The sequence below is a fragment of the Enterobacter sp. DSM 30060 genome, from assembly GCF_013375955.1.
GTDB classification, from domain to species: domain Bacteria; phylum Pseudomonadota; class Gammaproteobacteria; order Enterobacterales; family Enterobacteriaceae; genus Enterobacter; species Enterobacter intestinihominis.
In genome coordinates, this window is record NZ_CP056118.1 from 650,897 (window position 1) to 664,034 (window position 13,138).

General features: G+C 61.3%; 15 protein-coding genes. 6 read left to right on the plus strand and 9 right to left on the minus strand.

The window, feature by feature from the left end; genetic code table 11:
- Positions 1-10 precede the first annotated feature (10 nt).
- Positions 11-1,435, plus strand: a complete 1,425-nt coding sequence (locus tag HWQ15_RS03055; protein WP_063148647.1) for a 6-phospho-beta-glucosidase — start codon at positions 11-13, stop codon at positions 1,433-1,435.
- Between the two features lie 59 nt (positions 1,436-1,494).
- Here the strand turns inward: HWQ15_RS03055 and hycI are convergent, their stop codons facing one another.
- From hycI to hycA, 9 genes are all read right to left on the minus strand, one after another.
- On the minus strand, positions 1,495-1,980 hold the full coding sequence (hycI, locus tag HWQ15_RS03060; RefSeq protein WP_022649159.1) for a hydrogenase maturation peptidase HycI: 486 nt from the start codon (positions 1,978-1,980) through the stop codon (positions 1,495-1,497).
- A complete protein-coding gene (locus HWQ15_RS03065; protein WP_058676739.1) occupies positions 1,973-2,383 on the minus strand; it encodes a formate hydrogenlyase maturation HycH family protein in 411 nt (136 codons plus the stop codon). The genes hycI and HWQ15_RS03065 overlap by 8 nt, the downstream gene beginning before the upstream one ends.
- Positions 2,380-3,147, minus strand: coding sequence for an NADH-quinone oxidoreductase subunit B family protein (locus tag HWQ15_RS03070; protein ID WP_022649161.1), 768 nt, complete (start codon positions 3,145-3,147; stop codon positions 2,380-2,382). The genes HWQ15_RS03065 and HWQ15_RS03070 overlap by 4 nt, the downstream gene beginning before the upstream one ends.
- A complete protein-coding gene (locus HWQ15_RS03075) occupies positions 3,147-3,689 on the minus strand; it encodes a formate hydrogenlyase complex iron-sulfur subunit (protein ID WP_003862138.1) in 543 nt (180 codons plus the stop codon). Before HWQ15_RS03075 ends, HWQ15_RS03070 begins: the two co-directional genes overlap by 1 nt.
- A 9-nt stretch (positions 3,690-3,698) precedes the next feature.
- Positions 3,699-5,408: a formate hydrogenlyase subunit HycE gene (gene hycE, locus HWQ15_RS03080; protein WP_032660327.1), complete on the minus strand. Its 1,710-nt coding sequence runs from the start codon at positions 5,406-5,408 to the stop codon at positions 3,699-3,701.
- A gap of 15 nt (positions 5,409-5,423) precedes the next feature.
- The gene (locus tag HWQ15_RS03085; RefSeq protein ID WP_032625965.1) at positions 5,424-6,347 is read right to left on the minus strand and encodes a respiratory chain complex I subunit 1 family protein; all 924 of its coding nucleotides are present in this window, start codon (positions 6,345-6,347) and stop codon (positions 5,424-5,426) included.
- 1 nt (position 6,348) lies between these two features.
- Positions 6,349-8,163, minus strand: coding sequence for a formate hydrogenlyase subunit 3 (gene hycC, locus HWQ15_RS03090; RefSeq protein WP_063148648.1), 1,815 nt, complete (start codon positions 8,161-8,163; stop codon positions 6,349-6,351).
- Entirely contained in the window at positions 8,160-8,768 is a 609-nt protein-coding gene (locus tag HWQ15_RS03095; protein ID WP_022649166.1) for a 4Fe-4S dicluster domain-containing protein, read from the minus strand. The genes hycC and HWQ15_RS03095 overlap by 4 nt, the downstream gene beginning before the upstream one ends.
- A gap of 73 nt (positions 8,769-8,841) precedes the next feature.
- Positions 8,842-9,306, minus strand: coding sequence for a formate hydrogenlyase regulator HycA (gene hycA / locus HWQ15_RS03100; protein ID WP_022649167.1), 465 nt, complete (start codon positions 9,304-9,306; stop codon positions 8,842-8,844).
- Between the two features lie 210 nt (positions 9,307-9,516).
- On the opposite strand from hycA, the gene hypA reads away from it, so the two are divergent.
- From hypA to hypE, 5 genes are read left to right on the plus strand one after another with little or no spacing between them, the layout of a single operon-like run.
- Positions 9,517-9,867 carry a hydrogenase maturation nickel metallochaperone HypA gene (gene hypA, locus HWQ15_RS03105; RefSeq protein ID WP_022649168.1) on the plus strand — a complete coding sequence of 117 codons (351 nt, stop codon included), beginning with the start codon at positions 9,517-9,519 and terminating at the stop codon, positions 9,865-9,867.
- A 3-nt stretch (positions 9,868-9,870) separates the two neighbouring features.
- Positions 9,871-10,734, plus strand: coding sequence for a hydrogenase nickel incorporation protein HypB (hypB, locus tag HWQ15_RS03110; RefSeq protein WP_023298470.1), 864 nt, complete (start codon positions 9,871-9,873; stop codon positions 10,732-10,734).
- Complete coding sequence (locus HWQ15_RS03115; RefSeq protein WP_003862132.1) at positions 10,725-10,997, plus strand: HypC/HybG/HupF family hydrogenase formation chaperone; 273 nt, start codon at positions 10,725-10,727, stop codon at positions 10,995-10,997. Before hypB ends, HWQ15_RS03115 begins: the two co-directional genes overlap by 10 nt.
- A gap of 3 nt (positions 10,998-11,000) precedes the next feature.
- Positions 11,001-12,122, plus strand: a complete 1,122-nt coding sequence (gene hypD, locus HWQ15_RS03120; protein WP_045620860.1) for a hydrogenase formation protein HypD — start codon at positions 11,001-11,003, stop codon at positions 12,120-12,122.
- Complete coding sequence (hypE, locus tag HWQ15_RS03125; protein ID WP_063148649.1) at positions 12,119-13,129, plus strand: hydrogenase expression/formation protein HypE; 1,011 nt, start codon at positions 12,119-12,121, stop codon at positions 13,127-13,129. Before hypD ends, hypE begins: the two co-directional genes overlap by 4 nt.
- The last annotated feature ends 9 nt before the right edge of the window (positions 13,130-13,138 follow it).

Genomic DNA, 13,138 nt, shown 5'->3' on the forward strand with positions numbered 1-13,138 from the left:
CGAGGTAAGAATGTCTGTTTTTCCACAAGGATTTTTATGGGGCGGCGCGCTTGCCGCCAACCAGAGTGAAGGGGCTTACCGTGAAGGAGGCAAAGGACTGACAACGGTCGATATGATCCCCCATGGCGCAAACCGTCTGGCGGTAAAAGTCGGCAAGGAAAAACGGTTTTCGTTGCGTGACGACGAATTTTACCCGAGCCACCAGGCGATTGATTTTTACCATCGTTACAAAGAAGACATTGCCCTGATGGCGGAGATGGGCTTTACGGTGTTCCGCACCTCGATTGCCTGGAGCCGCCTCTACCCGAACGGCGACGAACCGTTGCCAAATCGGGAGGGCATTGCCTTCTACCGCGCGGTGTTCGAGGAGTGCAAAAAGTACAACATCGAGCCGCTGGTGACGCTCTGCCATTTCGACGTGCCGATGCACCTGGTGACGGAGTACGGCTCCTGGCGCAACCGTAAGATGGTGGATTTCTTCGCCCGCTACGCCCGCACCTGCTTCGAGGCGTTTAACGGGCTGGTGAAATACTGGCTGACCTTCAACGAAATCAACATTATGCTGCACAGCCCGTTCTCCGGCGCGGGGCTGGTGTTTGAGGAAGGGGAAAACGAAGACCAGGTGAAATACCAGGCCGCGCACCACGAGCTGGTGGCGAGCGCGCTGGCGACCAAAATCGCCCACGAGGTGAACCCGGAAAACCAGGTCGGCTGCATGCTGGCGGGCGGCAATTTTTACCCCTACTCCTGCAAGCCGGAAGACGTGTGGATGGCACTGGAGAAAGACCGCGAGAACCTGTTCTTTATCGACGTGCAGGCGCGCGGCAGCTATCCGGCCTACTCCGCCCGCGTGTTCCGCGAGAAAGGGGTGGTGATTGTGAAAGACCCCGGCGACGACGACCTGCTGAAAAACACTGTCGACTTTGTCTCGTTCAGTTATTACGCCTCGCGCTGCGCGTCGGCGGATATGAACGCGGGCAACACCAGCGCGGCGAACATCGTGAAGTCCCTGCGCAACCCGCACATTCAGGTGAGCGAGTGGGGCTGGGGCATCGACCCGCTCGGGCTGCGCATCACCATGAACATGATGTATGACCGCTACCAGAAGCCGCTGTTCCTGGTGGAAAACGGCCTCGGGGCGAAGGACGTCATTGATGAAAACGGCGAGATCAACGACGACTACCGCATCAGCTACCTGCGCGAGCATATCCGTGCGATGGGTGACGCGATTGAGGACGGCGTCCCGCTGATGGGCTACACCACCTGGGGCTGCATTGACCTGGTCTCGGCCTCAACCGGGGAGATGAGTAAGCGCTACGGGTTTGTCTACGTCGACCGCGACGACGCCGGGAACGGCACGCTGGACCGCAAGCGCAAGAAATCGTTCTGGTGGTATAAGAAGGTGATTGCGAGTAACGGGGCGGATCTGGAGTAGCCTGTTTTGCCGGGTGGCGGCGTTGCCTTACCCGGCCTACAAACTGCTCGATGCGGTTTTCACCCTCTCCCCTCTGGGGAGAGGGCCGGGGTGAGGGGCTGAAATCCCCCGTCCCCAACCCACCCGGCAAGCCGTGAATACACCACGTCCACCGCCTCTTTCACCGGCGGCGTCATCGGATAATAAAACCCGACGATGTCCGGCTGAATGCCCAGAAACAGCACCTCACCCACGTCGTCTTTAATCTGATCCACCAGGTAGTTCAGCGGCATGTTGTGGGTGGTCATCATAAACATCTCGGCGATGTCGTCCGGGTCAATCAGGCGGATCTCGCCGGGGTTGAGCCCCATATCGGTGGCATCGACGATTAACAACCTGTCCGGGCGCAGCTCGCGAATGGCCACCACGTCGTTTTCCGGCGCGCTGCCGCCGTCAATCACCACCCAGTTGCCCGGCGGGTTCGCGGCGCACATCTCCGCCAGCAGCGGGCCCGCGCCGTCGTCGCCCATCATGCTGTTGCCGACACACAGTAAAACGTCAGTCACGTAATCTCCTCACCATCAGGTAGATGGCGCTCTCCTGATGAATATCGTGCAGCATGCCGAGCAGCGTTTTGCTCCACGCCTGCTGCGCCGGGTTTTGCCTGCTCAGCGCCGCGTCAAAGGCGTTGGCGAGCATCGCAATGTGGTTGGCGTCGATAACGATCTCACCGTACTTCGGCACGCCCTCCATTTTGCGCCGCGCCGTGCTGCCCTCCTCCAGCGTGGCGATCCACGCCAGGTACTCGGGCCACGGGCAGCTTAGCGCCGTTTCAAGGCAGTCGATCACCCCGAGGTGGTGCCCAATCGCCAGGCTGTAATAGACCACCTGCTGCGCCGCATCCGGCGTGGCATCGTTCTCATCAATAAACTTACGGCTCAGCTGGCTGAACACCACCGTTTCACTCATCGGATACGCGCCTCATCCACAATACTGTTCAGGTTTGCCACGATCTCATTGAGACGCGGATCGTTCTCGGCCTCCAGCCAGCGCGCCACCTGATGGTCGCCCTGGCTCAGCAGACGCAGATAATCGTCGGCAATCTGACGGCCATAGCGGTAACCCGCCAGCCTGCGCGCCGTGCGATCGATCTTCACCCGCAGCGGCTGCACCATATCCGGGTGCAGGAGAGTGGCTGGCTGGTTGTCCAGCTCGCCCGGCTCGCGGGCGTGGATCTTCTGCTCCAGCAGGCCGAGCGCCATGGCAAAACCGTACAGCGTGGCGGCGGGCGTCGGCGGGCAGCCCGGAATGTAAACGTCCACCGGCACGATTTTGTCGGTGCCGCCCCAGACGCAGTAAAGATCGTGGAAGATGCCGCCGCTGTTGCCGCAGGCGCCGTAGGAGATGCAGATTTTCGGATCCGGCGCAGACTGCCAGGCGCGCAGCGCAGGCGAGCGCATCGCGCGGGTGACCGCGCCGGTGAACAGCAGGATATCCGCGTGGCGCGGGGACGGCACCACTTTGATGCCGAAGCGTTCGGCGTCAAACAGCGGCGACAGGGTGGCGAAGATTTCGATCTCACAGCCGTTGCAGCCGCCGCAGTCCACGCGATAGACGTAGGCCGAGCGTTTGATTTTTTTCAGCAGCGACGCCTTCATGCTGGCGATGGACTCCTCCACCGTCAGCGGTACCGGAATGCCGTTAGCGTCGCGCGGGCCGAGTAAGTTTTCCATCAGCTGGCCTCTCTCATATGACGGGTTAAATCGATGCGGTCAGACGGCAGCAGGCATTTCTGACGTTTGCACTCCGGGCAGGTTTCGAAGCTTTCACGGTGATGCTCCGCACGCACGTCGCCGTTGTGCTTCAGCAGCGCGATGGCGTAGTCGATCTCTTTTTGCACGGCGAACGGACGCTTGCAGACGCGGCAGTTGCACAGCGCAAAGCGCGACTGCTGGAGGAAATCCTCTTTTTTCCACACCGCCAGCTCGTACTCCTGAGACAGGCGAATGGCTACCGTCGGGCAGACCTCCTCGCAGCGGCCGCAGAAGATGCAGCGCCCGAGGTTAAACTGCCAGGCCAGCTCGCCGGTTTTCAGGTCCGTTTCCACCGTTAAGGCATTCGACGGGCAGGCGTTGACGCAGGCCGCGCAGCCGATGCACTGCTGCGGGTTGTGCTCCGGCTTGCCGCGAAAGTTTTTATCCACCGGGATCGGCTCCAGCGGATAACTGCTGGTCTGCGCGCCGGTTTTGATCACTTTTTTGATAAAGGTAAACATGACGAGTCCTTATTTCAGCGGCGAGTTCTTACGCTCGATGCTGTAGCGCTCAAGCTCTTTGTACGGCACCACCTGGCTTTTCTTCTTGCGCACGTCCACGACGGTCATGCGGTCGGTGCAGGAGTAGCACGGGTCGAGGCTGCCGATAATCAGCGGCGCGTCAGAGACGGTGTTACCGCGCAGCATGTAGCGCAGGGTTGGCCAGTTGGCGTAGGTCGCCGCACGGCAGCGCCAGCGGTAGAGCTTCTGGTTGTCGCCGGTCATGCTCCAGTGAATGTCATCCCCGCGCGGCGCTTCGGCGAATCCGAGGGCAAAGCGGTTTGGAATGTAGGTGAAGCCTTCCACCATCAGCGGGCCGCCCGGCAGGTTATCAAGGCCGTAGTCGATCATGTTCAGCGCGGTAAACACCTCGTTGATGCGCACCTTCAGGCGGGAGATGACGTCGCAGCCCTGCTCGCTGTGCACGGTCATCGGCAGCAGGCCGTAGCCGACGAACGGGTGATCGGCGCGGGTGTCGCGGGCGTGGCCGCTGGCGCGCACCATCGGGCCGACGTTGCTGAAGTCGCGGGCGATTTCAGGGTCAAGACGACCAATCCCGACGGTGCGCTGCTCGATGTTGGGCGTGCTGAGCAGCATGTCCACCAGTTCCTGCACGTCGCGGCGCATCTGCTGCGCCAGCTGGCGGGTCTGGATCATGTCGTCTTTCAGCAGGTCGCGGCGGATCCCGCCGATCAGGTTCAGGCCGTAGGTTTTACGTGCCCCGGTGAGGATCTCCGCCATCTTCATTGATGCCTCACGCACGCGGAAGAACTGCATAAACCCGGAGTCAAAGCCGACGAAGTGGCAGGCCAGGCCGAGGTTCAGCAGGTGTGAGTGCAGGCGTTCCACCTCCAGCAGAATGGCGCGGATCATCTGCGCGCGTTCCGGCACCACGATCCCCATGCCGTTCTCCACCGAGGTGGTGTAGGCGGTGCTGTGGGCAAAGCCGCAGATGCCGCACACGCGGTCAGAAAGAAACGTGACTTCGTTGTAGCCCATGCGGGTCTCCGCCAGCTTCTCCATGCCGCGGTGGACGTAGAACAGGCGGTAGTCGGCGTCGATAATGTTTTCGCCGTCGACGAACAGGCGGAAGTGGCCCGGTTCGTCAGAGGTGACGTGCAGCGGGCCGATCGGCACCACATTATTCTTCTTGCTGCCCAGCTCGTTGATGAACTCGTAGGTTTCGCTGTCGGTTGTCGGGGCCGGACGCTGGCGGTAGTCCATGCTGTCCTTGCGCAGCGGATAGAGTTCATCCGGCCAGTCGTCCGGCAGCACCAGGCGACGCTCGTCAGGCAGACCAACCGGCACCAGGCCGTACATGTCGCGCACTTCGCGCTCGCCCCAGACGGCGGCGGGTACGCGCGGCGTGACGGACGGGTACTCCGGCTTGTTCGGGTCAACTTCGACGCGCACGGTGAGCCAGCACTTCTCGCCCTGCTCCATCGACATCACGTAGTACACCGCATAGTTGCCGCACAGCTGACGCTCGTCGTTGCCGAACAGCACCGACAGCCAGCCGCCCTGCTGGTAGTAAAGAAACTCCACCACTTCCGGCAGGTAGTTCACCTTAATGGTGACGGTTATCTGGTCTTTGGTTTGCCAGGACTCCTCCAGCACCACGCCCGGGAAAGCCTGATGCAACGCGGCGAGATACTGCTGACCTTTCTTTTCTTCAGACATAAACACTCTCTTTAATCACGCCACCAGCAAGGAGACGAACGCTAAAAATGCAAAACCAAAACCAGCCCAGGTAATGCGTGACGTTTCGACAAAACGCAGGCGCGCCATGCTGTTTTCAAACAGGGCAATCACCAGCACGCCGATAAGCAGCTTGAGCGCAGCCACCACAACGGCCAGCAGCAGGCCGCCCGCAGAGAAGTGCGTCATCTGCCCCCACGGGAAGAAAACGCCGACGAACATCTGCAACACCACCAGCTGCTTGAGGCTGATGCCCCACTTCAGCACCGCAAAGCCGTAGCCGCTGTACTCGGTGAGTGGCCCCTCCTGCAATTCCTGCTCCGCTTCCGCGAGATCGAACGGCAGCTTGCCCATCTCGATAAAGGTGGCGAACGCGCAGGCGCAGAGCGCCAGCACCAGCGGGAGCGAACGTGAAACCGGCCAGTGGTAAACGGTGTCGGTGATGAAACTGATGTGGGTCGAGCCAGCAACCTGCGCGGCGACCCACAGCCCCAGCAGCAGAATTGGCTCAACCAGCACGCCGAGCATCGCCTCACGACTGGCGCCGATACCCGTAAACGGGCTGCCGGTGTCCAGGCCCGCAATCGCAAAGAAGAAACGCGCGATGGCGAAGAGGTAGATCAGCGTAATCAGATCGCCAAGCACGGGCAGCGGCGAGCCCACCGTCACTACCGGCAGCGCGGTGGCGATGGTCAGCATCACGCCGACCATCACGAACGGCGTCAGGCGGAACACCCAACCTGCGGCATCCGGCGCGACGCTCTGACGGGAGAGCAGCTTGAAGAGATCGCGGTACTCCTGGAGCACGCCAGGCCCGCGACGGTTGTGTAGCCGGGCGCGCGCCACGCGCGTGATGCCCGACAGCAGCGGCGCGGCGGCGAACAGCACCAGCGCCTGAAGTATTGCCAGTAACAAACTCATGTCAGGCTCCTCGTGAAATGACAATCACCACCAGCACCGCCAGCTCGATCAGCGCCAGGCGACGGAACAGCACGGGCACGGCAGCACTCTGCCAGCCCGGCACCCAGCCCACCGGGTTCAGCCAGTGGCGCAGCTTCAGCACGGCGGCGAAGTTCTCCTTCACCGGCATGGCGAAACCGTGGGCGGTGATGACCATCGACTGCTCGTGTTCGTAGCCGCAGGCCCACGCCGCGCCGCGCGAGCGGGAGGCGAGACGGTCGCGTCTGAAAAACAGCATCAGCACGAACGGCAGGAGCGGCGCAGCAATCAGCAGCAGCGCCATCATCGGCTGGGACACGACGGTATGCGCCGTAGCCAGCGGCAGCGGAATGGCGTGGCCCAGAAGCGGCAGCAGCCACGGCGCGGCAACCCCACCTGCGATACAGCACAGCGCCAGCGCGACCACGCTGGTGGCCATCAGCACCGGGGCGCAACAGGCGTTTTCCGCTTCGCGGGTGCGCGGCGCGCCCAGGAAGGTGACGCCGTAAACCTTCGCCATACACATCACCGCCAGCGCCCCGGTAATCGCCAGCCCAACCGCCAGCAGCGGGCCGAGCAGCCGCGCGATAAACGCGTCGCTCTGGCCGAGCGCGAAGAAGGATTGATAGATCACCCACTCCCCGGCAAAGCCGTTCAGCGGTGGAAGCGCGGCCATCGCCATCAGCCCGACCAGCATCGCCAGCGAAATGACGGGCATTTTTTTGCCAATCCCGCCGAGCTTTTCAATATCGCGGTGCCCGGTGCGGAACCAGATGCTGCCCGCCCCGAGGAACAGGGTGCTTTTAAACAGGCTGTGGTTGATAAGGTGATACAGACCGCCAATAAACCCGGCGGCAATCAGCGCCGGCTGGTTGAGCGCCAGCCCGCTGACGCCCGCGCCCATGCCGAGCAGGATGATGCCGATATTCTCCAGGGTGTGGTACGCCAGCAGGCGCTGGATGTTATGCTCCATCAGGGCGTACAGCCCGCCGACAAATGCGGTGATCATCCCCGCAATCAGCAGCGCCACGCCCCACCACAGCGGCGGCTGGCCGCCCGTCAGGGTTATCGTCAGGATGCCGAACAGACCGACCTTCATTACCACGGTGGAGAACAGCGCGGCAGCCGGGGCCGAGGCATTGGCATGCGCCTGCGGCACCCAGCCGTGCAGCGGGATAATCCCGGCCAGCAGGCCAAAACCGACTACGCCCAACAGCCAGACGTCATTCCCCAGCGGCTGGCCGTTAAGCACGGCAAAGTCCAGCGTGCCGAAACGCTGCCACACCAGCCAGCAGGCCAGCGCCAGCAGCAGCGTGCCGAGTCGTCCGAGCGCAAACCACAGCTTGCCGGAGGCGCTGCATCCGCTCAGGAACACGCCGCACAGGGCCATGATTTCAGCCATCACCACCAGCGCGCCGAGATTGCTGGCGACAACAGTGCAGACCGCGGCGGCCATCAACAGGTTGACCAGCAGGCCGTTGGCGTTGGTGTGCTGATGGCGGTGCCAGTCGATATTAAACAGGCTGATAAACAGCCCACACAGACCAAAGGTGACCAGCCAGATGGCATTTAGCGGCGTAAGCTCAACGGCGTGGTGAATCAGCGGGATGAGGGTGTCGACGGATTGGCCGTCGATCAGGACAACGCCGCCCGCCGCCAGCGTCATCAGGCTGCCGACCGCCCCGCCGATACCGGCGATCCAGCCGCTCAGCGTTTTATGGAAGGAGAGGAGCAGTGCCAGGACAGCGGCGGCGGCAAACCAGGCCACGCCGCTGGTCATCATAACTATCGCGTTCATTTCGCCCCCTCGTTAAGCGCCCGCAGCAGCGAAAGATCGCCGACGTCAGTATTGATGGTCAGCTCGCGCTTGCGTTTGCTGGTGCGGGCGATGTCGCGAATATTAACCAGAATTAACGCTTTGGTCGGACAGGTGCGCACGCAGGCCGGACCCTGTTCATCGAAGCTGCACAGGTCGCACTTCACCGCAACGGCACGAATGCCCGGCACCCAGTCCAGCAGCGTGCTCACGCGTGCCGGAGCCGGTGGCGCAGGCGGCGCTTTCGGGGTGTTGGCATTCGCCGGAATATGCAGCGGACGGCTGCCGGAAAACTCAATGGCGCCAAACGGACAGGCGATGCCGCACAGCTTGCAGCTCACGCACAGGCTTTCGTTCAGCTGTACCGCGCCGTCAACGCGGGTGATGGCATTGACGGGACAGACGCCCGCGCATGGCGCGTCTTCACAGTGGTGACAGAGCTGCGGGGCAGACTCTTTCTCATTACGCATGACGCGCAGGCGCGGCATGGACTGTAGCCCGTGCAGGCGGTGTGTTTCCGAGCACGCCGCCTCACAGGTTCGACAGCCAATACAGACCGTCGAGTCAGCAATTACAAAACGGTTCACCGGGTCATCCTCTGGTGATGGTCATTTTTGACGAAAAAAAACTGTCTTATCGACACTTCTCGACACTCGCTTTTCAGGCCACGTTCGCGGAGGATTTTCCGTCGATCAGCTGTTTCAGGTTGATCGGCTGATCGTGCTCAACGGCAGCGTAGAGGCCGTTATAAACCGGCGCGATTTTCTCCAGATAGTGCTCCAGCACCTGCTGGCGATCGCGGGTGCTAACGTGACCGTCCACCATGCCGTCGGCCATCAGTTGGGCTTTCGCAATACACTGTTTTTCACCCTCTTTTGTCTCAACGTAATACTCAATGGTGTGGCTGTTGAAGCTCTCCGCCAGGGTGACAAAAATCGTGAAGTGACCAAACAACACAAAGCGCATATCCCCCTGCGCCGCGCAGCTCATGGCATGGTGCAGACGGGCTTTTGACAGGGTGATCCCCTGAATCAGAGAGTTGCAGTAGAGGTGCCACTGGTCCTGAAGCTGCTGATGACGTTGTGCGATGTAATCCGCTTTTTCGCTAATTTCCCAAATAGTCATAAAAGGTATCCGGTTAATGGAGTTAGCGGCTGTTAAGCAGATTTCGTGCCAGTTTTTAATTTATTGATTTAAATGGATTTTAAAGAGATGCGCACTGTCACCGCCGCGGTGTCGACGTGTCATTTCGACAGCGTTGACATCGTCACGCCGTAACGCAAATCAAGCTGGCACTGTTATTGCATTGAAGGGGCAATTCATTAAGGAGGCGTCATGCACGAAATCACCCTCTGCCAGCGGGCACTGGAACTTATCGAACAGCAGGCTGTGCAGAACCATGCGAAGCGCGTGACCGGCGTCTGGCTGAAGGTCGGGGCGTTTTCCTGCGTCGAGACCAGCGCCCTCACCTTCTGTTTTGAGCTGGTGTGCCGCGGCACGCTGGCGGAGGGTTGCGCACTGCATATCGAGGAGCAGCAGGCGGAGTGCTGGTGCGAGCAGTGTCAGCAGTACGTCACGCTGCTGTCATCGAAGGTACAGCGCTGTCCGCAGTGCCAGAGCAGCGGGCTGCGCATCGTGGCGGATGACGGTATGCAGATCCAACGCCTCGAAATCGAGAAGGAGTAATGTATGTGTAGTACCTGCGGTTGCGCTGAAGGCAACCTGTATATAGAAGGGGATGAACACCGTCCCCACTCCGCGTTTCGCTCCGCGCCCTTTTCCCCTGCCCCGCGTCCCGCGGCGGCACTGACCGGCATCACCTTTGCGCCGCAGCGTTCAGACGCGGGCGACCTGCATTACGGCCACGGCGAAGCGGGCACCCACGCGCCGGGCATCAGCCAGCGCGAGATGCTGGAGGTGGAGATTAACGTGCTGGACAAAAATAACCAGCTCGCCGCCCGCAATCGCGCCCGCTTTGCCGCCCGTCAACAGCTGGTACTGAACCTGGTCTCCAGCCCCGGCTCCGGTAAAACCACCCTGCTGACCGAAACCCTCAAACGACTGAATAAACGTGTCTCCTGCGCCGTTATCGAAGGCGATCAGCAAACGGTAAACGACGCGGCGCGCATCCGCGAAACCGGTACGCCCGCGATTCAGGTCAACACCGGCAAGGGCTGCCACCTGGACGCGCAGATGATTGCCGACGCCGCCCCGCGCCTGCCGCTGGCGAACAACGGCATCCTGTTTATTGAAAACGTCGGCAACCTGGTCTGCCCGGCAAGCTTCGACCTCGGCGAGCGGCATAAAGTGGCGGTGCTCTCCGTGACCGAAGGGGAAGACAAGCCGCTGAAGTATCCACATATGTTTGCCGCCGCCTCCCTCATGCTGCTGAACAAAGTCGACCTGCTGCCGTACCTGAATTTCGACGTGGATAAGTGCCTGGCTTACGCCCGGGAAGTGAACCCGGACATTGAGATCCTGCTGGTTTCCGCCACGCGCGGCGACGGGATGGATGCCTGGCTGAACTGGCTGGAGAGCGAACGATGTGCATAGGCGTCCCCGGACAAATTCATTCGATCGACGGCAATCAGGCCAAAGTGGAGGTCTGCGGCATCCTGCGCGATGTCGATCTGACGCTGGTGGGCAGCCACGATGAGACCGGCGCATCGCGTCTCGGCCAGTGGGTGCTGGTCCACGTGGGGTTTGCCATGAGCGTGATTAATGAGGAAGAAGCACGCGACACGCTGGACGCGCTACAGAATATGTTCGACGTTGAGCCGGACGTGGGTGCCCTGCTGTATGGTGAGGAACGATAACACATGCGTTACGTTGATGAATATCGCGCGCCTGAGCAGGTGTTGCAGCTTATCGATCGCCTGAAAACCCGCGCGTCCCTGCTGGACTACACGAAAGAAAAACCGCTGCGGATCATGGAGGTGTGTGGCGGACACACCCACGCCATCTTTAAATTTGGCCTCGACCAGCTGCTGCCGGAGAACATCGAATTTATCCACGGCCCCGGCTGCCCGGTGTGCGTGCTGCCGATGGGGCGCATCGACAGCTGTCTCGACATCGCCAGCCGCCCCGGTGTGATTTTTTGCACCTTTGGCGACGCCATGCGCGTACCGGGAAAAAATGGCTCGCTGCTCCAGGCGAAGGCGCGCGGCGCGGACGTGCGAATCGTCTACTCACCGATGGATGCCCTTACGCTGGCGATGGCTAATCCTGAGCGTAAGGTGGTCTTTTTCGGGCTGGGTTTTGAAACCACCATGCCCGCCACCGCTATCACTCTCCAGCAGGCGAAAGCCCGCAACGTCACTAACTTTTACTTTTTCTGCCAGCACATCACGCTTATTCCCACGCTGCGTAGCCTGCTTGAAGCGCCGGACAACGGCATCGACGCCTTCCTGGCACCAGGACACGTCAGCATGGTGATCGGCACAGAAGCCTACGGTTTTATCGCTGAACAGTACAATCGTCCGTTAGTGGTGGCTGGTTTCGAGCCACTTGATCTACTGCAAGGCGTGACCATGCTGGTTGAGCAGAAAATAGCGGCCCTGAGTGTGGTGGAAAATCAGTATCGCCGCGTGGTGCCCGATGCAGGTAACAGACGGGCACAGCAGGCGATAGCCGACGTGTTTAGCGTCGAAGGCGACAGCGAGTGGCGCGGACTGGGGCTGATTGCCGAATCCGGCGTACACCTGACGCCCGCGTATCGCGCCTTCGACGCCGAAGCGCATTTCCGCCCGCAGCCGCAGAAGGTGTGCGACGATCCCCGCGCCCGCTGTGGCGACGTACTCACCGGCAAATGCAAACCTCATCACTGCCCGTTATTTGGCAACGCCTGTAACCCGCAAACCGCGTTTGGCGCGCTGATGGTCTCTTCCGAAGGGGCATGCGCCGCGTGGTATCACTATCGCAACCAGGAGTGTGAAGCATGAACACGGTGGAAATGGCGCACGGAAGCGGTGGACAGGCGATGCAGCAGTTGATTAACAGGCTGTTCATGGAAGCCTTTAACAACCCCTGGCTCGCCGAGCAGGAAGATCAGGCGCGTATTGACCTCGCGGCCCTGACCGCCCACGGCGACAGGCTGGCGTTCTCTACCGACAGCTACGTGATTGACCCGCTGTTCTTCCCGGGCGGCGATATCGGCAAGCTCGCCGTCTGCGGCACGGCAAACGACGTGGCCGTCAGCGGCGCGATCCCCCGCTACCTCTCCTGCGGGTTTATCCTCGAAGAAGGGTTACCCATGGAGACGCTCACGGCGGTGGTCAACAGCATGGCGCACACCGCCCGCGAGGCGGGGATCGCCATCGTGACCGGGGATACCAAGGTGGTGCAGCGCGGCGCGGCGGATAAGCTCTTCATTAACACCGCCGGAATGGGGGCGATCCCCGCCGACATTCACTGGGGCGCGCAGCAGCTTTGTGCAGGCGACGTGCTGATTGTCAGCGGCACGCTGGGCTGCCACGGGGCAACCATCCTGAACCTGCGCGAAGGCTTAGGGCTGGATGGCGAGCTGCACAGTGACTGCGCGGTACTCACGCCGCTGATCCAGACGCTGCGCGACATGCCGGGTGTAAAAGCCCTGCGCGACGCCACGCGAGGCGGCGTGAATGCCGTCGTACACGAATTTGCCGCAAGCAGCGGCTGCGGAATTGAACTGACCGAGCGCGGCATGCCCGTTAAGCCTGCTGTACGCGGGCTGTGCGAGCTATTAGGGCTAGACCCGCTTAACTTTGCCAACGAAGGCAAGCTGGTGATCGGCGTGGAACGCACGGCGGCGGAAGCCGTACTTGAACAACTGCGCGCACATCCCTTAGGGAAAGACGCGGCCATCATCGGCGACGTGGTTGAGCGCAAAGGGGTGCGCCTGACCGGGCTTTACGGCGTGAAGCGCACGCTGGATCTGCCGCACGCTGAACCGTTACCCCGAATTTGCTAGACCGCGCCA